Here is a 20,882-nt window from a genome sequence, read left to right as displayed (position 1 = left end):
AACGTGGCTCGCGCACGCTATGCCAATCCTGAACTTGCCCTGAAGTTGCCGGCCTGGCGGTCGGCACTGGTCTTTGGCATGCTCGGTTTGGGCATCGTGGCGCTGGCGGGTCGCGCGCTCTACCTGCAGGTGCAGCAGGATGATTTCCTGCGCAAAGAAGGGGAGATCCGCTACAACCGGGTGATTCCGCTCAAGGCCAAGCGCGGTGTGATTACCGACCGTGAGGGCAACACCCTGGCACGCAGCGCACAGGCGGCCAGTATCTGGGTCAATGCCAAAGAGGCGGCCGGGCTGGTGACTTTGGAGCAATTTCGCCAGTTATCCGACCTGCTGAAAGTGCCTGAAACCGAGCTGAGGGCCCGTTTTGCCAGCAAGGACCGTGAGTTCGTCTATCTCAAGCGCCGCATCAACCCGGAGCTGGCCAAAACCATTCTGGACCTGAAAGTGCCTGGCGTGTACCAGCAGCCGGAGTATGTCCGCCTGTATCCAGCGCACGAGATGATGGCCCATATCGTTGGCTTTACCGACAACGACGAGAAGGGGCAGGAAGGCATCGAGCGGGCACGTAACAGTCTGCTGGCCGGACAGGATGGCCGCTGGAAGGTGATCCGCGATCGCCGTGGTTATGTGGTGGAAGACGTTGGCACCAAGGTGCTGCCGAAGGACGGCGAGACGGTCACCCTGTCAATTGACAGCGATATTCAGTACTGGGCTTATCACGAACTGGTGGCGGGGGTGGCTGCGGCCAAGGCCAAGGCCGGTGGCGTGGTGGTGCTGGATGCCCATACCGGTGAGATCCTCGCGCTGGCCAACCTGCCGACCTACAACCCGAACAACCGCAGCAAGATCGACCCCAGCCGCATGCGTAACCGTGTGCTGACCGATCAGTTCGAGCCCGGTTCCATGATGAAACCGCTGTCGATCGCCACGGCGCTGGACGCCGGGATCGTGCAGCCCACCACCCTGATTCCGACCAGCGGCAGCACCCAGATCGGCGGCCGTACCATCACCGACACCCATAACTATGGCTCGCTGACGGTAGAGGGCGTGGTGCAGAAGTCGAGCAACATCGGCACCGCCACCATCGCCCTGAGAATGCCGGCCGAAACCTTGTGGAGCCTGTTCGATCGCGTCGGCTTGGGCAAGGTGCCGGGCACCGGTTTCCCAGGTGAGGCACGTGGCAAGCTGCGGTCCCCCAAGACCTGGCAGACGGTGGAGCAGGCCACCATGTCTTACGGCTATGGCCTGTCGGTCAGCCTGATGCAGATTGCCCGCGCCTACATGGTGTTCGCCAATAACGGCGCCATTCGCCCGGTGAGCATCCTCAAGCTGGATGCGCCGGGGCCGGCTACCCAGGTGCTGAAGCCGCAAACCGCGCAGCAAGTGCTGAAAATGCTGGAGATGGTGACCCAGCCCGGTGGTACCGCGCAATTGGCGCAGGTGGTGGGCTACCGGGTCGGCGGCAAGACCGGCACGGCATACAAGGTCAGTGGCCGGGGCTACGACAAGAGCAAGTATGTGGCCTCCTTCGTCGGGGTCGCGCCCATCTCCAACCCTCGGATCATCGTGGCCGTGATGATCGATGAGCCGGATCCGACCCGCCATTACGGTGGTCAGGTCGCTGCGCCGGTATTCAGCAAGATTGTGTCCGACATCATGCGCAAGATGAAGGTGCCGCATGATGCCCCGGTACAGACCACGGTGATCCCCGGCTTTGATGAGCCGGAAGCGGAGACCGGATTATGAGTTTGAACATGGATGTGATGGCATTTCTGCGGCAACTGCCGCCATCGGTCACCGACCTGACGCTGGATAGCCGCATGGCCGGTCCGGGGCGGGTATTTGTTGCCATGCCGGGCAGCGCCCAGGATGGTCGTCGTTATATTGAGCAAGCGGTAGCCGCTGGCGTGAGCGCCGTCATCTATGAAGCCGAAGGTTTCGAGTGGCCCGCTGTGCTGCAAGTGCCGCATTGCGCGGTGACCGGCTTGCGCGAACAGCTGGGCCAGATCGCCGATCAATGGTATGGCGCACCCAGTCAGCAGCTGAGCCTGATCGGTATCACCGGTACCAATGGCAAAACTTCCTGCACCCACTGGCTGATGCAGGCGCTGGATGCACTGGGCTGCAAGACTGCAGTCATCGGTACGGCAGGCAACGGCTTTGCCGGGCAGCTGGTGGAGGCCACTAACACCACACCGGATGCCGTGACCTTGCACGCCACCCTGGCGGACTTGCTGAAACAGGGCGCGCAGGCGGTGGCGATGGAAGTGTCCTCGCATGCGCTGGAGCAAGGCCGTGTCAACGGTGCGCGTTACCGTACCGCCTTGTTTACCAACCTGACCCGTGATCATCTGGATTATCACGGTACCATGGCCGCCTATGGCGCTGCCAAGGCCCGCCTGTTCCGCTGGCCCGGTCTGCAACATGCCGTGATCAATATTGACGACCCGTTTGGGCCCGAACTGGTGGCGCTGGCCCGGGCGCAGGGCGTGCAGGTGCTGAGCTATGGCCTGTCGCAAGGTGACCTGCATTGCCGCCAGTTGCAGATGGGCCTGGATGGCTTGCAACTTGAGCTGGTCACCCCGCAGGGGGGCGTGTCCGTGAACAGTACGCTGCTGGGGCGCTTCAATGTCGCCAACCTGCTGGGCGTGCTGGGTGTGCTGTTGTGCGAAGGCGTGTCGCTGGCAGAGGCTGGCTGCGTGCTGGGCAAGATTCGCAGTGTGGCCGGTCGCATGCAGCGGGTCGGCGGCGGTACGCTGCCTTCGGTGGTGGTGGACTACTCGCACACGCCGGACGCGCTGGAAAACGCATTGCAAACACTGCGCGATGTCCTGCCCGCAGGGGGCAAGCTCTACTGCGTGTTTGGCTGTGGCGGTGATCGTGACGCGGGCAAGCGTCCCATCATGGGCGAAATTGCCGGTCGGCTGGCTGATGTGGCTGTGGTGACCAGCGACAATCCGCGTACCGAAGACCCGCACAGCATCGTTGCGCAGGTGGCAGCGGGTGTGGTGGGCGCTCACCATGTCGAGGTCGATCGCCGTGCCGCCATCCGCCATGCCATTGCGGCTGCCCAAGCGGGCGACATCGTATTGATCGCCGGCAAGGGCAACGAGGATTACCAGATCATCGGCAAGACCAAGCACCACTTTGACGATGTGGAAGAAGCACGGCAGGCGCTGGTGGGCGCGGATGAAACTGCGATGACCACGCTCAGCATGGCCGCTGAAGCCATTGGCGCGCAGCTGATCGGCAACGATGTGGCCTTCCGCCACGTCACCCACGATACCCGCACAGTCCAACAGGGCAGCCTGTATGTGGCACGCAAGGGTGCGTCGCTGGATGGCCATGCCCTGATTCCGGATGCGCTGGCGGCAGGTGCCGTGGCCGCGCTGGTCAGTGAAGTACCTGCAGCCGCTTATGCCTGCCCGGTATTGCAGGTGGCCGATGTGGATCTGGCGTTGGGCAAACTGGCAGCTTGGTGGCGTGGGCGTTTCCGCATCCCGGTGGCTGGTGTCACGGGCTCGGTCGGCAAGACCACGGTCAAGGAGATGCTGGCGGCGATTTGTGCAGCTGAAGTCGGTGCTGAACAGGTATTGGCCACTGAGGGCAGCTTCAACAACCATACCGGTTTGCCGCTTACCCTGCTGCGTCTGCGTCCTCGGCACCGCTTCGCCGTGATCGAAATGGGCATGAATCACACCGGCGAGATTGCCTACCTGACAGGGCTAACCCGTCCGGATGTGGCCCTGATCAACAATGCCGCTCCGATCCATCTGCCTGGTGTGGGTGGCACGCTGGATGGCGTTGCCGCGGCCAAGGGCGAAATTTTCAGGGGTCTTGCCGCCAGCGGTATCGCAGTCATCAATGCGGCAGACCCGTATGCGGACTACTGGCGCGGTCTCAACCCCGGGCGCCGCATGGTGTCCTTCGGTACGGCGCAGGCGGATGTGCATGCCGAAGCCAGCAGCAGCGCACGTGGTACCGAGTTGCTGCTGCATACTCTGTCGGGTGAGATTCAAACCTGCCTGCAGGTGCCGGGACAACACAATGTGCGCAATGCGCAGGCAGCCACCGCGGCTGCGCTGGCTTTGGGCATTTCTCCCAAGGCCGTGGCAGCCGGGCTGGCCCAATACCAGGGCAGCAAGGGCCGCTTGCAGCAGAAGCCCGCCCGCTTCGGTGGCCGTCTGATTGACGACACCTACAACGCCCAGCCTGCCAGCATGCGCGCTGCACTGGATGTGCTGCAAGCCATGCCGGGCAAGCGGGTGTTTGTGATGGGCGGCATGGGTGAGCTGGGCGAGCAAAGCCGTGACCTGCACGCCGAGGTGGGCGCCTACGCGCAAGGACGCACCGATTGCATGCTGGCCTGGGGTGGGGACACTGCCCAGGCGTGTGCTGCATATGGCCCGACGGCACAGCATTTTACCGAGTTCGATGCCCTGTTGCAGGCGCTGGAAACCTTGCTGGATGCCGATTGTTCGGTATTGGTTAAAGGCTCTCGTGCCATGCGTATGGAGCGGGTAGTGGAACATTTCATGAGGGAGGCCTGAGCATGCTGTTGCTACTGGCACAATGGCTGGCGGCCCATACCGAGATTCGGGCCTTCAATGTGTTCAACTACGTCACCCTGCGTGGCGTGCTGGCGATGCTGACCGCGTTGTTTGTCTCGCTGTGGCTGGGGCCGTCGGTCATCCGCAAGCTGACCTCGCTGAAAGTGGGCCAACCGATCCGTGATGATGGTCCACAAACCCATCTGAGCAAGGCCGGTACGCCGACCATGGGCGGGACCTTGATCCTGCTGTCGCTGGCGATGACCACCTTGCTGTGGGCCGACTTGCGCAACCACTACGTCTGGCTGCTGCTGCTGGTGACGCTGGGTACCGGGGCGATCGGCTTCATTGATGACTACAAGAAAGTGGTGCACAAGAACCCGAAAGGCCTGTCTGCCCGCGCCAAGATGATCGGCCAGAGCGCCATTGCGCTGATCGCCGGTTACTGGCTGGCGACCCATGGCAGCTTTGCACTGTCCGATTTCAAGGAAACCGCTGCTCAGACCACGCTGTTGGTGCCCTTCTTTAAGACTGTGGCCATCCCGTTTGGGCTGGTGGGCTTCATGGTGCTGACCTATCTGGTGATTGTCGGCAGCAGCAATGCCGTCAACCTGACCGACGGGCTGGATGGCCTCGCCATCATGCCCTCCGTCATGGTGGCAGGTGGCCTGGCGGTGTTTGCCTACGTGGCGGGCAATATGCTGCACGCTCGGCACCTGGGCTTCCCTTTCCTGCCGGGTACCGGCGAGGTGGTGATCTATTGCGGCGCCCTGGTCGGGGCAGGTCTCGGCTTCCTGTGGTTCAACGCCTACCCGGCAGAAGTGTTCATGGGTGATGTGGGTGCACTGGCGATTGGTGCCGGTCTGGGTACGGTGGCGGTGATCGTGCGGCAGGAAATCGTGTTCGCCATCATGGGCGGCGTGTTCGTGGTGGAAGCGGTGTCGGTGATGCTGCAAGTGGCCTACTTCAAGTACAGCGGTGGCAAGCGCATCTTCCTGATGGCGCCTTTGCATCACCACTACGAGAAGAAGGGCTGGAAGGAAACGCAGGTGGTGGTCCGCTTCTGGATCATCACCATGATGCTGGTGTTGGCTGGTTTGGCCACCCTGAAGCTGAGGTAATCCAAAGCATGTACGGCAACCAACGGGTACTGGTTCTGGGGATGGGCGACAGCGGGCTGTCGGCCTGCCGCTGGCTGTGCGCGCATGGCGCACAGGTCACGGTGGCAGACAGCCGCAGTGCCCCGCCCCAGCTCGCCCGTTTCCAGCAGGATTTGCCGCAGGTCTCCATTCACCTGGGGCCGTTTGACGACATGCTGTTTGGCGGTATTGACTATGCCGTGGTCAGCCCTGGCATTGCGCTGGCGGAACCGGCGATTGCCCGCGCCCAGGCGCGAGGCGTGCCGATGCTGGGCGATGTGGAGTTGTTCGCACGCTGGATTCGTGACTGGCCCAGCAAGGTGATTGCCATAACCGGCTCCAATGGCAAGAGCACGGTCACCAGCCTGGTCGGCCATCTGTGCCAGCAGGCGGGTCTGAAGACCATGGTGGCGGGCAATATCGGCCTGCCGGTGCTGGATGCGCTGGAAGCCTGCGAAGAAGACCGTGCGGATGGCGCAGCTTATCCGGACGTGTTTGTGCTGGAGCTGTCGAGCTTCCAGCTGGAAACCACGAATAGCCTGCGCTGCGACAGTGCGACGGTACTCAATCTGTCGGAAGACCATCTGGATCGCTACGATGGCATGGATGGCTATGCCGCCGCCAAGCAGCGTATTTTCCTGAATGCCAAGGCACAGGTACTGAACCGTGACGATGCACGCAGCTGGGCGATGCGCGACGCGCGTTTGCCGCTGCGCAGCTTTGCGCTGGCTACGCCGCAGTCCGCCAGCGAGTATGGTCTGCTGGACCGGGCGGATGGCCTGATGCTGGCGCGGGGGGATCAGGCCTTGCTGCCCGTACTGTCGGTACCGCTGCCCGGCTTGCACAATGCCGCCAACGTGTTGTCGGCATTGGCCTTGCTGGACGCTGCCGGGCTGCCGCTGGCCACACTGCTGCCGCATGTGGCCAGCTTCCGTGGCTTGCCGCACCGGGTGGAGCCGGTGCTGACACTGAATGGCGTGACTTTTATCGACGATTCCAAAGGCACCAATGTTGGCGCGACAGAAGCCGCGTTGCTGGGCTTTGACCGGGGCGTGCGCCTGATTGCCGGGGGTGATGGCAAGGGGCAGGATTTCAGTCCGCTGCAGCACGCTGTGCAGCGCTCTACCCGCGCGGTCTACCTGATCGGGCGTGACGCAGCGCAGATTGAAGCAGCCCTGCAAGGCAGTGGCGTGCCGGTGCAGCACTGTGCAGATCTGCCGGCAGCAGTGGAAGCTGCCTGGGCCGATGCACAGGATGGCGAAGTGATCCTGCTCAGCCCGGCCTGCGCCAGCCTCGACATGTTCCGTAACTATGCGCACCGCGCCGAGGTGTTCATTGCTGCGGCCAACGCAATCGCTGCACGAGTGGGAGGGGCGCATGGTTAGCCTGTCCTTCCGCCAGCTGCGTAACCGTCCGCAACCCAGTGGCGTGGATGCGGTGCTGGTATGGTCCACCCTGCTGCTGCTGGCCATCGGTCTGGTCATGGTGTACTCGGCGTCCATTGCCTATGCCGCGACCGACAAGGACACCAACTACCGCATCACCTATTACCTGACCCGTCAGGCGGTGTTCATCGGTGTCGGGCTGGTAGCGGCACTGTTGGCCTACCAGATCCCGACCCGCATCTGGCAGCAGTATGCGCCTTACGCCTTCCTGTTCGGGTTGACCTTGCTGGTGATGGTGCTGATCCCGCATGTGGGGCGCGAGATCAATGGTAGCCGTCGCTGGCTGGGTCTGGTGGTGATCAACCTGCAGCCGTCTGAACTGATGAAGCTGTTTGTGGTGCTGTATGCCGCTGATTATACGGTGCGCAAGGCCGCTTACATGCACAGCCTGATCAAGGGCTTTGTGCCGATGTTCTTTGTGATGCTGATCACCGGTGGCTTGCTGCTGGCGGAGCCCGACTTCGGCGCTTTTGCAGTGATCACCGCGATTGCCATGGGAACCCTGTTCCTGGGGGGCATGAACTGGCGGCTGTTTGTCGGCCTGGTGCTGACGCTGGGTATCGGCTTTGTGCTGCTGGTGACCACTTCCGAGTATCGCTACAAGCGCGTGCTGGGCTTCCTGAACCCGTTTGCTGATCCGCTCGGCAAAGGTTACCAGCTGACCCACTCGCTGATCGCCTTCGGCCGTGGCGAAGTATTGGGGGTCGGTCTGGGCGGTTCGGTCGAAAAACTGCACTACCTGCCCGAAGCGCATACCGACTTCTTGCTGGCGATTGTCGCCGAGGAGCTGGGCTTCGTTGGTGTGGCAGCGGTGCTCGGCCTGTTCCTGCTGCTGGTCTGGCGCATCTTTGCGGTGGGCAAGCAAGCCCTGAAGCTGGAGCGCTACTGGTCGGCACTGGCCGCCTATGGTGTGGCCATCTGGATTGGTGGACAGGCGCTGATCAATATCGGCGTGAACGTCGGCTGGTTGCCAACCAAGGGCCTGACCCTGCCGCTGATGAGCTTTGGTGGTTCCGGCACGGTGGCCAACCTGATGGCGCTGGGCTTGGTATTACGGATTGATTGGGAGTCACGGCAAATGATGCGGGGGTTTCAGGTATGAGCAAGACCGCCCTGATCATGGCCGCCGGGACCGGTGGGCACATTTTCCCGGCGCTGGCTGTGGCACAGGCGCTGCAGGCCAAAGGCTGGAAGCCCGTCTGGCTGGGTACCACCCACGGCATGGAAAACCGGCTGGTGGCGCCGCATGGCTACCCGATGGTGCAACTGCAGATGCAAGGCGTGCGTGGCAATGGGCTGCTGCGCAAGCTGAAGACCCCCTTCATGTTGCTGCGAGCCATCTGGCAAGCCCGCAAGGCCATCCGCCAGCACCGCCCGGCCGTGGTGGTGGGTTTTGGTGGTTATGTGGGTTTTCCGGGGGCAGTTGCGGCCTGGTTGTCCGGGGTGCCGTTGCTGATCCACGAGCAGAACGCGGTGGCGGGTCTGACCAACCGTGTCAGCGCCCGGCTGGCCAAGCGGGTGCTGCAGGCATTTCCGAATGTGTTCCCGCCGCAGCCCAAGCTGGCGACGGTGGGTAACCCGGTGCGCGACAGCATTGTGGCGATGCCGGAACCGGCTGTCCGCTATGCCGACCGGCATGGGCCGCTGCAATTGCTGGTCGTAGGTGGCAGCCAGGGTGCCATGGCACTTAACCAGACGGTGCCTGCTGCACTGGCCAGCATGCCGGAAGCGCAGCGGCCACAAGTGGTGCATCAATCAGGTGAAAAGCAGATTGCGGCCCTGCGTGAGCACTACACCCAGGCCGGGGTGGCGGCAGAAGCTGTGCCTTTTATTGAAGACATGGCCACAGCCTTGCAGCGGGCCGATGTGGTGCTGTGTCGTGCCGGCGCACTGACGGTGAGCGAGCTGGCCGCAGCCGGGGTGGCCGGTATCTATGTGCCGCTGCCCACGGCAGTTGACGACCACCAGACGGCCAATGCCCGCTTCCTGACGGACGCGGGTGCCGGCTGGCTGTTGCCGCAACAAGAGATGACGGTGGCGTCGCTGGCGCGTTTGCTGGCCGGGCTGGACCGTCAGGAATTACAAGTCCGAGCCGAAAAGGCACGGCAAAAAGGCATGCCGCAGGCTACCCAGCAGGTGGTTGCGGCATGTGAAGAGGTGGCGCGATGAAACACAAGGTCAAACGGATTCATTTTGTTGGCATTGGCGGCGTAGGCATGTCCGGCATTGCCGAGGTCTTGCTCAACCTCGGTTTCGAGGTCAGCGGCAGTGATCTGGCCAGCAATGCCACCACGCAGCGATTGGCCAAGGCGGGTGCCAGCATCCACCAGGGGCATGGCAAGGGGTTGCTGCATGGGGCCGACGTGGTGGTCACTTCTACCGCCGTACAGGCAGATAACCCGGAAGTGCAGGAAGCCCGTGAACTGGGCATTCCGGTGGTGCCGCGCGCCATGATGCTGTCCGAGTTGATGCGGCTGCGGCAAGGCATTGCGGTGGCGGGTACCCACGGCAAGACCACCACCACCAGTCTGGTGGCTTCCATTCTCGGCAAGGCCGGGCTGGACCCGACCTATGTGATCGGTGGGCGGCTCAACGCAGCGGGCAGTAATGCCAAGCTGGGTAAGGGTGATTTTCTGGTGGCGGAAGCAGACGAGTCGGATGCGTCCTTCCTGATGCTGAGCCCGGTGATGGCGATTGTGACCAACATCGACGCCGATCATATGGATACCTATGGCCATGATTTTGAAAGGCTGAAGGGCGCGTTTGTCGATTTCCTGCAACGCCTGCCGTTCTATGGACGTGCTGTGCTGTGTGTGGATGATCCGCACGTGCGCTCCATCCTGCCGCGCATCAGCAAGCCGGTCACCACCTACGGGGTGAGTGAAGACGCGCACATTCGCGCCGAGAACATCGTCGCCAACCATGGCCAGATGCAGTTCGACGCGGTATGGCAGAACGGTACCGAGCACCGTTTGCCCATCACGCTCAATACGCCGGGCCACCACAATGTGCTGAATGCGCTGTCCGCCATCGCGGTGTCGCTGGAAGTGGGCGCGTCGGAAGAGGCGATTCAAAGCGCGCTGGCCGAGTTTGGCGGGGTAGGCCGTCGCTTCCAGCGTTATGGCGAAGTGCCGTTGCCGCAAGGTGGCAGCTTCACCTTGGTGGATGATTACGGCCATCACCCGGTGGAAATGGTGGCAACGCTGGCCGCAGCCCGTGGCGCGTTTCCGGATCGCCGTCTGCTGCTGGCCTTCCAGCCGCACCGTTATAGCCGTACCCGTGATCTGTTTGAAGACTTTGCCCAGGTCCTGTCCACCGTGGATGGTCTGTTGCTGGCCGAGGTGTATCCAGCAGGTGAGCAGCCGATCGTGGCGGCAGATGGCCGTGCCCTGGCGCGTGCCGTGCGGGTGCAAGGCCGGGTCGAGCCGGTGTTTGTGGCCGAGATTGCGGATATGCCGGAGGCCATCCTGCGGGTGGCGCAGCCGGGTGACGTGGTGATGACCATGGGGGCAGGCTCCATCGGGGCGGTGCCGGGCAAATTGGTGGCAGGACAATGAGCATGGACATGAAGCAGAAGTACGGCAAGGTGGCGGTAGTGATGGGTGGCCCGTCCGCCGAGCGCGAAGTCTCGCTGATGAGCGGTAATGGTGTGCTGGATGCCTTGCGCAGCCGGGGCGTGGATGCACATGCGTTTGATCCGGCGGAGCGCCCGCTGGCAGATCTGAAAACCGAGGGGTTTGATCGTGCTTTCCTGATCCTGCATGGCCCCTTCGGTGAGGATGGCACGGTACAGGGTGCGCTGGAAGTGATGGGCCTGCCGTATACCGGCTGTGGCGTGATGGCGTCGGCCATCGGCATGGACAAGCTGCGCAGCCGTCTGCTGTGGCAAGCACTGGGTTTGCCGGTGCCGCAGTTTGAGCTGCTGGATGAGCACAGCGACTGGGATGCCGTTGTTGCCAAGCTGGGCCTGCCGATCTTCGTCAAACCGAATATCGAAGGCTCCAGCATCGGCATCAGCAAGGTGAAGCAGGCGGCTGATCTGCCTGCAGCCTTTGCCGAAGCACGGCGCTATGACCGCGTGGTGCTGGCGGAGCGTTTTCTGGATGGTGGCGAGTACAGCATGCCGATCCTGGGCGATGAGGTCAGTGGCTTTGTCACGCTGCCCGCCATCAAGATTGAACCGGCGACCGAGTTTTACGATTACCAGGCCAAGTATTTCCGTGATGACACGGTGTACCGCTGCCCGTGTGGTTTGCCCGCCGAGCAGGAAGCCACTATTGGTGAGCTGGTGAAGAAGGCCTTCTGGGCGATCGGCGGTCGAGGCTGGGCCCGGATCGACTTCATGACCGATGCCGCAGGCCAGCCGTATTTGCTGGAAGCCAATACCGCGCCGGGCATGACCAGCCACAGCCTGGTGCCGATGGGGGCTCGGCAGGCCGGGATGGATTATCCCGACCTGGTGCTGCGGATCCTGGATACCACCTTGCAAGGGGCGTAATAGAACATGCTGATCAGGCTGCACGACAGAAAGGAGCGCACACATGTGGGATAAGCCACAGGTGCTGAATGCGCTCGCCAACCTGTTGTACGGCCTGTTCGCAGCGGCGGTGTTGTACAGCGGGGTGTACCTGCTGGTGAATTCACGTGCCTTTCCGCTGCGGCAGATCAAGGTGGAAGGGCAGTTGTCACACATCAGCCGTGATCAGGTGCACTACATCTCGAAGAATGTGATGCAAGGCAATTTCTTCACGCTGGATATTGATGAAACCCGGCACGCCTTCGAGAAGTTGCCCTGGGTACGGCAGGTGAGCATCCGCCGGCGCTGGCCGGGGGTGCTGGTGGTGAGCATTGAAGAGCATCAGGCGCTGGCGCGCTGGGGCGAAGCCTCACTGGTCAACACCCGCGGTGAAGTGTTTGAGGCCAACAGCGAAGACGAGCTGCCCCAGTTCAACGGTCCGGAAGGCAGTAGTCAGGATGTGGTGGCCGCTTACCGCAAGTTCAGCAGTGTGCTGGGCAGCAAGCAGTTGCAAGCGGTGAAGCTGGAGCTGTCCCCCCGGCGTGCTTGGCGCATGCAGCTGTCAAACGGCATGCAGGTGCTGGTGGGGCGTGATGATGTGGATGACCGCCTGAAGCGATTCATCGGCATTTATGACCGGGCCTTGGCCGGGCGCAACACCATCGGTGTGGTGGATTTGCGTTACAGCAACGGGGTGGCGATCCGCTTGCCTGCCAGTGCCTTGCCCGCGGATGCAGAAGCAAAGCCAGCGAACAAACCGGGCAGCAAGCCAGTGAGCAAACCGGCTGCAAGCAAGCCCGGCAATGGCAGCAAGCCGGGAAGTACGGGTCAGGCGGTGCCGAACAAGCCGGCCAAGCCCGCAGCACTGACAACCCGACCGGGCCGTCCGGTCATCAACAGACAACAGGTTTAAAGCAGGAGAACACAGGGTGAGCAAGGACAGCAAAAACCTGATCGTCGGGCTCGACATTGGCACCAGCAAGATCGTGGCCATCGTGGCGGAGCTCAAGGTGGATGGCCAGCTGGAAATCATCGGCATGGGCAGTCACCCCTCCCGCGGCCTGAAAAAGGGCGTGGTGGTCAATATCGAATCCACCGTAAACGCTATCCAGCGCGCGCTGGAGGAGGCGGAATTGATGGCGGACTGCAAGATTCGCGAGGTGTATACCGGCATCGCGGGCAGCCACATCAAGAGCTTCAACTCGCACGGCATGGTGGCGATCAAGGACAAGGAGGTCAGCCAGACCGACGTGGACCGGGTGATCGAGACTGCACGTGCAGTGAACATCCCGACCGATCAGCAGATCCTGCACATTCTGGAGCAGGAATTCATCATCGACGGGCAGGAAGATGTGAAAGAGCCGCTCGGCATGAGCGGGGTGCGGCTGGAGGTGAAGGTGCATATCGTCACCGGCGCCGTGTCTGCTGCGCAAAACATCATGAAGTGTGTGCGCCGCTGCGGGCTGGAAGTGACCGACCTGATCCTGCAACCGCTGGCGTCGGCCCACGCCGTGCTCTCAGAAGACGAAAAAGACCTCGGCGTCTGCCTGATCGACATTGGCGGTGGCACGACTGACATCGCAGTGTTCACCGAGGGGGCCATTCGCCATACCGCCGTGATCCCGATTGCCGGTGACCAGATCACCAGCGACATCGCCATGGCCCTGCGTACTCCGACCAAAGAGGCGGAAGACATCAAGCTGGCCCACGGTTGTGCGCTGCGTCAGCTGGCGGATGCCAACCAGATGGTGGAAGTGCCGGGTGTAGGCGAGCGCGGGCCGCGCCAGTTGTCGCGCGCAACGCTGGCCGAGGTGATCGAGCCGCGCGTGGAAGAGTTGTACACGCTGGTGCAAGCCGAGCTGCGGCGCAGCGGGTTTGAGGACTTGCTGTCCTCCGGCATCGTGATTACCGGTGGCTCCAGCCTGATGCCAGGCATGGTGGAGCTGGGCGAGGAGGTGTTCCACATGCCGGTGCGCATTGGCTTGCCGCAGAACGTGCTGGGCTTTGCCGAGGTGGTGCGCAACCCGCGCTACTCCACCGGTGTGGGCCTGCTGATGTTTGGCAAGCAGCAGGCGCAGCGGCACCAGATCCAGCGCTTGCAAGGCGCCTCCATGGGGCAACTGTTTTCGCGGATGAAGAGCTGGTTCCAGGGCAATTTCTAAACAGGATTTCTGACCGCTGCGCGGCGCAGCGGCGGATGTGCAAGCAGTACTTTACTCGGGCAAAGAAGGAGAACAAATGATGTTTGAGCTGATGGAAGACGTACAGCCGGAAGCCGTGATCAAGGTGATCGGGGTGGGTGGGTGCGGTGGCAATGCCATCGAACACATGATCGAATCCGGTGTGCAAGGTGTGGAATTCATCTGCGCCAATACCGACGTTCAGGCCCTGAAGCGCAGTTCTGCCCATGTGCAGCTGCAGCTGGGCGTCAGCCTGACCAAGGGTCTGGGTGCCGGTGCACGCCCGGAAGTGGGCCGTGCTGCTGCGGAGGAAGATCGTGAGCGCATTGCGCAAGTGATCGAGGGCGCCAACATGCTGTTCATTACCGCTGGCATGGGTGGCGGTACCGGTACCGGCGCAGCACCAGTGGTGGCGCAAGTGGCCAAGGAAATGGGCATCCTGACCGTGGCAGTGGTCACCAAGCCGTTCAGCTTTGAAGGCAAGCGCCAGCGTGCCGCCATGGCTGGGGTGGAAGAGCTGCAAAAGACGGTGGATTCGCTGATCATCATCCCGAACGACAAGCTGATGCAGGTGCTGGGTGATGACATGCCGGTGCCGGATGCTTACCGCGCTGCCAATGGCGTGCTGCATGGTGCCGTGGCCGGTATTGCCGAGATCATCAACTGCCCGGGTCTGGTGAACGTGGACTTTGCCGACGTACGCACCGTGATGAGCGAGATGGGCATGGCGATGATGGGTTCGGCTACCGCCAGCGGTGTCGATCGTGCCCGCATTGCTGCCGAGCAGGCTGTGGCCAGCCCGCTGCTGGACAATGTGGACCTGCGTGGTGCACGCGGCATCCTGGTCAATATCTCGGCCAGCAGCAACATGAAGATGCGCGAGCTGAACGATGCGCTGGAAGTGATCCGTGCTTATGCCGCCGAAGATGCCGAAATCATCTACGGTAACGTGTTCGACGAGAGCATGGGCGACAGCATGCGGGTGACGCTGGTGGCAACGGGCCTCGGCATGTCCGCCGTGCGCAAAGAGCAAAAGCCGATGACGCTGATCAAGACCGGTACCGACAACATGGCGACCGAGATTGATTACGATGCCTTCGAGAAGCCGGCTGTGATGCGCAGCCCTCGTGAGCGCTTGTCCAGCCGTAATGTGGACAGCAGCTTCTCGGCACTGGATACGCTGGACATCCCGGCTTTCCTGCGCAAACAGGCTGACTGATAGCGGAGCGCTATGGCAGACATGCAGAAGTACAAACACCGGCTATGGGGCTGGGTGGTACACTATGCACTTTGCTCAATGATGTAGACGGATGATCAAGCAACGCACCCTGAAAGCCCCGGTACGGGCCACAGGACTGGGACTGCATTCCGGCGTCAAAGTCGAAATGTGGTTGCATCCTGCCCCGGTGGACCATGGCATTGTGTTCCGGCGGATAGATCTGCCGGGCCAACCGTGTATCCAGGCGAAGCCCGAGTTCGTGAACGATACGCGGCTGTCATCGACGCTGGTCGATGGTGAGGTGCGGGTGGGAACCGTTGAACATCTGATGTCTGCCTTGGCTGGCCTGGGTATCGACAATCTGCTGGTCGAGCTGTCAGATCAGGAAGTGCCCTTGATGGACGGGTCCGCCGCCCCGTTCATCTTCCTGATGCAGCAGGCCGGGATTGTCGAACAGGCTGGCCACAAGCGTTTTGTCCGTATCAAGCAGCCGGTACGGGTGGAGGTGGGGGACAAGTGGGTGGAGTTGCTGCCGCACGATGGCTATCGTGTCAGCCTCACCATCGAATTCCGCCACCCGGCCATCCAGAAGTCGGACCAGACGGTCCATATTGATTTTGCCAATGCCTCATTCATCGAGGAAATCAGCCGCGCCCGCACCTTTGGCTTCATGCATGAGGTGGAGTGGATGCGCAGCCAGGGTCTGGCCCTGGGCGGCAGCCTCGATAACGCCGTGGTGCTCGATGAGTACCGGGTACTCAACAGCGACGGTTTGCGTTACGAAAATGAATTCGTGCGCCACAAGGTGCTGGATGCCATTGGCGACCTCTACCTGCTGGGTTTCCCGCTGATCGGGGAGTTCCGTGGTTTCAAATCGGGCCACGCGCTGAACAACCAGCTGCTGCGCAAACTGCTGGCAGATGAAACCGCCTATGAGGTGGTGAGTTTCCGTAGCGCGGATGAGGCCCCCAACGCGTTTCACCGTTTGCAGACCGCCAATCTGGCGGTTTGACCTCGCCCGGACTCAGCCTTTGCGGTGATGCTGCAGCAAGCGGCTCATGGCCTGCTGTAGCGGGCCAGCAGGGAGCTGGGCGACTTGCGCTTCTACCGCCTGCAAGGCCTTGCCGGACAGACCGGGTTTGGGGCGACGGCTCGGCACCACCTGGGCGCGGGTTTGCACCACTACCCGGATTGCGCTAATCTCGCCGCCAGCCACCCCGTTGCCTTGCACCTGCTGCTGAATCAGCCGGAGCAGTGCTGGCTGATACTGGCGCAGTCGTGCTGCGGCAGTGCCGTGCTCGGCAGCAATGACCAGGGTACGTTGTTCCACTGCGGCAACATGGCAGCAACCCGCCAGCCCCTTGGGCAGCAGTTTGCTCAACAGGCGCTCCCATTGTTGCAGATGGTCAGCCACCCGAAGCAGGCGCTGCAGCCCGGCCTGTTCGCTGGCAAAGGTCAGTGGACGTTTCACACCTGCATTGTACGCGAAGTGGCGAGGGCTGCATGGCCCGTCCGCCCCTGTGAGAGAGGTAAGCATGGAAATCATCCTGATGGCGTCCACCACCGGCCGCGTGCGCCAGCTGCGGCTGCGGCGCTGGCAATTATGGTGGGGTATCCCGGCCTTGATTCTTTCCGGGGTGGCGGCGGTGCTGGCGGCCATCTGGATGGTGATCTGGCTGGTGCCGGGGGCGAGTGAAGCCATCCTGCTGCCGTTGCTCAATGCCAGTACGGTTGCACAGCGCGAGGACAGCCGCCATACCGACCCGATGGAGGCGCTGGTGCGTCGCATGGGGCAGATGGAAGGAGAGCTGAAAGTGGTGCAGCTGCAGCAGCAAGCGCTGGCGCAGCAGCAAGGGCTTAGCCTGACCCGGCCAGCGGCAGACCCGCCTGCTGTAGGTGGCCCCGAGGTGCCGCTCACCCCTGCCATGCTGCAACAACAGCTTGGCAAACTGGAAGAAGCGGTGGCCCGCGCTCAGTCCGACCAGCAGTTACTGCAAAGCTGGACCGCCATGCAAACCCGCCAGCAGTATCAGCTGCCGGAGTTGATGCCGGTCAATATCGGCGAGTTTACCTCCAACTTTGGCCCACGCAGCGACCCCTTCAGCCGCAGGCAGGCGATGCACGAGGGCATCGACTTTGCGGCACCGGTGGGAACGTCCATCCAGGCGGCCGGGGCGGGTACGGTAATCTATGCCGGTTACCACCATGACTATGGCTATATGGTGGAAATCGACCATGGGCATGGCATTACCAGTCGCTATGCCCATGCCTCCAGGTTGCTGGTGCAGATGGGGGATCATGTGCAGACTGGAGACGAAATCGCCAAGGTGGGCAGTACCGGGCGCTCTACCGGCTCGCACTTGCACTTTGAAGTCCGCTTTGATGGTGTCGCGCAAAACCCCAGTCGATTCATTCCGGGCAGTGCAGGTTGAAAAACCCCGGGGTAGCCCCCACCTGCCATGCCAGCGCCATGCCATGGTGCTGGATTGCTTCGCCGTCACATTGCGGTTAAAGTGGCGCGTTTATCGTTCTATTTTGCAGCTTCACCGCTGCCGAGATTGTTGACCCCATGATTGCCTCCCTGCTCAGAAAAGTTTTCGGTAGCCGTAATGATCGCCTGATCAAGCAGTACAGCCAGGTCGTGCGCAAGATCAATGCCCTGGAACAGGAGCTGCAAGCGCTGTCCGATGACGCTTTGCGGAACAAGACGGTACAGTTCCGTGAGCGGCTGGCCGGTGGGGAGACGCTGGACGCCTTGCTGCCGGAAGCGTTTGCGGTCTGTCGTGAAGGTAGCCGCCGTGCCTTGGGCATGCGCCATTTCGATGTGCAGCTGATTGGCGGCATGGTGCTGCACAATAACAAGATTGCTGAAATGCGCACCGGTGAAGGTAAGACGCTGGTAGCCACGCTACCGGTGTACCTGAATGCCCTCACCGGCAAGGGCGTGCACGTGGTGACGGTAAACGATTATTTGGCCAGCCGTGATGCGGCCTGGATGGCCAAGCTGTACAACTTCCTGGGGCTGACGGTGGGTGTCAACCTCAGCCAGATGTCGCATGACGACAAGCAGGCTGCCTACGCTGCCGACATCACCTATGGCACCAATAACGAATACGGCTTTGACTACCTGCGCGACAACATGGTGCAGGAAACCTCCCAGCGCGTGCAGCGTGGCCTCAACTTTGCCATTGTCGATGAGGTGGACTCCATTCTGATCGACGAGGCGCGTACGCCGTTGATCATCTCCGGCCAGGCGGATGACAATACCGAGATGTACTACCGCATGAACGAGGTGGTGCCGCTGCTGGTACGTCAGGACAAGGAAGATGGCGAGGGTGATTTCTGGGTCGATGAAAAAGGCCACAATATTGTCATGTCCGAGGCCGGGCATGAGCATGCCGAGCAGATCCTGGCCCAGCGCGGCTTGCTGCCAGTAGGGCGCAGCCTGTACGAGCCGGGCAATATTGTTCTGATGCACCACCTGACGGCTGCGCTCAAGGCGCATCACCTGTTCAAACGCGACACCCAGTACATGATTCGCGATGGTGAAGTGGTGATCATCGACGAAAATACCGGCCGCCTGATGGTGGGCCGCCGTTGGTCGGATGGTCTGCACCAGGCGGTGGAAGCCAAGGAAGGGGTGCCGGTGCAGCGCGAGAGCCAGACGCTAGCCTCGATCACCTTCCAGAACTATTTCCGTCTGTATCGCAAGCTGGCCGGTATGACCGGTACGGCCGATACCGAGGCATTCGAGTTCCAGTCCATTTATGGGCTGGAAACGGTGGTCATCCCGACGCACCGGACCATTCAGCGCAAGGACCATCTGGATCAGGTCTATCGCACCGCAGAAGAGAAGTACCGGGCCATCGTCAAGGATATTGAAGCCTGCCGTGAGCGCCAGCAGCCTGTGCTGGTGGGGACCACTTCGGTGGAAAACTCCGAACTGCTGTCGGCCATGCTGCAACAAGCAGGCATCCCGCATGAAGTGCTGAACGCCAAACAGCATGCGCGTGAGGCCGAGATCATTGCCCAGGCCGGTATGGCCGGGCGGGTGACGGTGGCGACCAATATGGCCGGCCGTGGTACCGATATCGTGTTGGGCGGCAGCATCGAAAAAGAGCGGCACGCGATTGAGCAGGATGAAAGCTTGAGCGAAGGTCAGCGCGCGCTGAAGCTGGAGCAGCTGAAGGCTGACTGGCAGTTGCGTCACGATGCCGTGCTGGCTGCTGGTGGTTTGCACATCATCGGTACGGAGCGCCACGAATCCCGCCGTATCGACAACCAGCTGCGTGGCCGTTCCGGTCGACAGGGTGACCCGGGCTCCAGCCGTTTCTATCTGAGTCTGGAAGATCCGCTGCTGCGGATTTTTGCAGGCGACCGCATTGCCAAGATCATGGCCTTCCTGAAGATGCCGGAAGGTGAGCCGATCGAAGAGAAAATGGTGACCCGTGCGCTGGAAGGGGCACAGCGCAAGGTGGAATCGCGCAACTTTGACATGCGCAAGCAGTTGCTGGAGTTCGACGATGTGGCCAACGATCAGCGCAAGGTGATCTACCAGCAGCGCAACGAGCTGCTGGAAGCCAGCCACATCTCTGACACCATCGCGGCGATGCGTGCAGATGTGATTGCGGCCACCGTCAGCCAGTACATCCCGCCGGAAACCGTGGAAGAGCAGTGGGATGTGGAAGGCGCGGAGCGCGCCCTTGCCAGTGAATACCTGCTGGACCTGCCTCTGCGCGAGTGGCTGAAAGCCGATGACAGCCTGGACCCCGAAGGGCTGGTCGAGAAAGTGGTAGCGGCCGCGGATGAAGTGTATGCGGCCAAGGTGGCGCTGGCTGGTGTAGAACCGATGCAGCAGTTCGAGCGCAGCATTATGCTGCATCATATTGACCAGCAATGGCGTGAGCATCTGACCGCGCTGGATCATTTGCGGCAGGGCATTCATCTGCGCGGCTACGCGCAGAAAAATCCGAAGCAGGAATACAAGCGCGAAGCGTTTGAGTTGTTTTCCAACATGCTGGATTCCATCAAGCTGGATGTCACCCGTTTGCTGATTACCGTACAGATTCGCAGCGCGGAAGAAGCGACGGAAGCCGCCGAAGAAGTAAGCCAGCACGAGCCATCACAAGTGCAGTATCACCATGCAGACCATGATGAAGCCATGGCGGCTGCGCAGGCCGCGGCCGCTGCGGACCCGGATGCGCAAACCTATGTGCGGGCAGGCGACAAGGTGGGGCGGAATGACCCTTGCCCGTGTGGATCGGGCCGTAAATACAAGCAGTGCCATGGGCGGTTGACCTAAGCACCTGATCCCGCCATGATGTAGTTGTGCTTGGCGCACAAAACGTCTTGCGATGAAATGATGATGTGTTATGCTATTGGGCTGAGTTGGTGTGCTTTTAGGCATGCTGGCTGTTCACTGAACTGAATCATGGCATGAAAGGTTGATCCGCATGAGCAATGTTAGCGCTCCAAATCAGGATGACAAGACACTGGGTTTGATTATCTGGGTGGGTACCATCTTTACGTGGTTCATTGTCGCCTTGGTGATTTATCTGACCAAGAAAGACAGCGAGTTTGCACAGGATCAGGCTAAAGAAGCGCTGAATCTGGTGATCCCGGCGGGTGGCGTGTCCATCGTGCTGAGCATTCTGGCAGGCATCATTCCGGGCGTGGGTTTCATTTTTAGCATTGTTGGCATGTTGTTTGGCCTGGCGATTCTGGTGCTGTGCATCATGGGTGCCATTGCCGTGAACGAAGGCCGTGCCTACCGCGTGCCATTCCCGCTGCCGATCCGCCTGATCAAATAATCAGTCGGTTTACGCATGATGAC

Annotated in this window: 16 protein-coding genes; 15 read left to right on the top strand and 1 reads right to left on the bottom strand. The window is 61.5% G+C overall.

The features are described from left to right. The first annotated feature begins 3 nt into the window (after positions 1–3). The 12 genes from HF682_RS07765 to lpxC all read left to right on the top strand — a co-directional run bounded on the left by HF682_RS07765 (position 4) and on the right by lpxC (position 16,061). Positions 4–1,746, top strand: a complete 1,743-nt coding sequence (locus HF682_RS07765; RefSeq protein WP_308418708.1) for a peptidoglycan D,D-transpeptidase FtsI family protein — start codon at positions 4–6, stop codon at positions 1,744–1,746. Beyond that, entirely contained in the window at positions 1,743–4,550 is a 2,808-nt protein-coding gene (gene murF, locus HF682_RS07760) for a bifunctional UDP-N-acetylmuramoyl-L-alanyl-D-glutamate--2,6-diaminopimelate ligase MurE/UDP-N-acetylmuramoyl-tripeptide--D-alanyl-D-alanine ligase MurF (RefSeq protein ID WP_168876609.1), read from the top strand. The genes HF682_RS07765 and murF overlap by 4 nt, the downstream gene beginning before the upstream one ends. A gap of 14 nt (positions 4,551–4,564) precedes the next feature. Continuing rightward, positions 4,565–5,671 carry a phospho-N-acetylmuramoyl-pentapeptide-transferase gene (gene mraY, locus HF682_RS07755; RefSeq protein ID WP_444543170.1) on the top strand — a complete coding sequence of 369 codons (1,107 nt, stop codon included), beginning with the start codon at positions 4,565–4,567 and terminating at the stop codon, positions 5,669–5,671. Between the two features lie 8 nt (positions 5,672–5,679). Next, on the top strand, positions 5,680–7,074 hold the full coding sequence (gene murD / locus HF682_RS07750; RefSeq protein ID WP_205881935.1) for a UDP-N-acetylmuramoyl-L-alanine--D-glutamate ligase: 1,395 nt from the start codon (positions 5,680–5,682) through the stop codon (positions 7,072–7,074). Further along, positions 7,067–8,236, top strand: coding sequence for a putative lipid II flippase FtsW (gene ftsW, locus HF682_RS07745; protein ID WP_168876607.1), 1,170 nt, complete (start codon positions 7,067–7,069; stop codon positions 8,234–8,236). The genes murD and ftsW overlap by 8 nt, the downstream gene beginning before the upstream one ends. Further along, the gene (murG, locus tag HF682_RS07740) at positions 8,233–9,303 is read left to right on the top strand and encodes an undecaprenyldiphospho-muramoylpentapeptide beta-N-acetylglucosaminyltransferase (RefSeq protein ID WP_168876606.1); all 1,071 of its coding nucleotides are present in this window, start codon (positions 8,233–8,235) and stop codon (positions 9,301–9,303) included. Before ftsW ends, murG begins: the two co-directional genes overlap by 4 nt. After that, positions 9,300–10,691, top strand: coding sequence for a UDP-N-acetylmuramate--L-alanine ligase (murC, locus tag HF682_RS07735; protein WP_168876605.1), 1,392 nt, complete (start codon positions 9,300–9,302; stop codon positions 10,689–10,691). The genes murG and murC overlap by 4 nt, the downstream gene beginning before the upstream one ends. Before the next feature lie 8 nt (positions 10,692–10,699). Next, entirely contained in the window at positions 10,700–11,632 is a 933-nt protein-coding gene (locus HF682_RS07730) for a D-alanine--D-alanine ligase (protein ID WP_168876966.1), read from the top strand. Between the two features lie 43 nt (positions 11,633–11,675). Further along, on the top strand, positions 11,676–12,563 hold the full coding sequence (locus HF682_RS07725) for a cell division protein FtsQ/DivIB (RefSeq protein ID WP_168876604.1): 888 nt from the start codon (positions 11,676–11,678) through the stop codon (positions 12,561–12,563). A gap of 16 nt (positions 12,564–12,579) precedes the next feature. Further along, positions 12,580–13,812: a cell division protein FtsA gene (gene ftsA / locus HF682_RS07720; protein WP_168876603.1), complete on the top strand. Its 1,233-nt coding sequence runs from the start codon at positions 12,580–12,582 to the stop codon at positions 13,810–13,812. 79 nt (positions 13,813–13,891) lie between these two features. After that, positions 13,892–15,049: a cell division protein FtsZ gene (gene ftsZ, locus HF682_RS07715; protein WP_168876965.1), complete on the top strand. Its 1,158-nt coding sequence runs from the start codon at positions 13,892–13,894 to the stop codon at positions 15,047–15,049. A gap of 91 nt (positions 15,050–15,140) precedes the next feature. After that, positions 15,141–16,061, top strand: coding sequence for a UDP-3-O-acyl-N-acetylglucosamine deacetylase (lpxC, locus tag HF682_RS07710; RefSeq protein WP_168876602.1), 921 nt, complete (start codon positions 15,141–15,143; stop codon positions 16,059–16,061). Between the two features lie 12 nt (positions 16,062–16,073). Here lpxC and HF682_RS07705 read toward each other — a convergent pair whose 3' ends face one another. After that, positions 16,074–16,520, bottom strand: a complete 447-nt coding sequence (locus tag HF682_RS07705; protein WP_168876601.1) for a DciA family protein — start codon at positions 16,518–16,520, stop codon at positions 16,074–16,076. 64 nt (positions 16,521–16,584) lie between these two features. Between HF682_RS07705 and HF682_RS07700 the strand changes: the two genes are divergently transcribed. The 3 genes from HF682_RS07700 (at position 16,585) to HF682_RS07690 (ending at position 20,859) form a co-directional block, all read left to right on the top strand. Beyond that, entirely contained in the window at positions 16,585–17,481 is an 897-nt protein-coding gene (locus HF682_RS07700) for a M23 family metallopeptidase (protein WP_205881934.1), read from the top strand. Positions 17,482–17,618: 137 nt separating this feature from the next. Further along, a complete protein-coding gene (secA, locus tag HF682_RS07695) occupies positions 17,619–20,351 on the top strand; it encodes a preprotein translocase subunit SecA (RefSeq protein ID WP_168876600.1) in 2,733 nt (910 codons plus the stop codon). Positions 20,352–20,502: 151 nt separating this feature from the next. After that, a complete protein-coding gene (locus HF682_RS07690; RefSeq protein ID WP_168876599.1) occupies positions 20,503–20,859 on the top strand; it encodes a DUF4870 domain-containing protein in 357 nt (118 codons plus the stop codon). Positions 20,860–20,882: the final 23 nt, after the last annotated feature.

This window comes from Leeia aquatica (genome assembly GCF_012641365.1).
GTDB classification, from domain to species: Bacteria; Pseudomonadota; Gammaproteobacteria; order Burkholderiales; family Leeiaceae; genus Leeia; species Leeia aquatica.
Note: the sequence above shows the minus strand (reverse complement) of the source record. Positions and strands in the feature narration are given on the sequence as shown.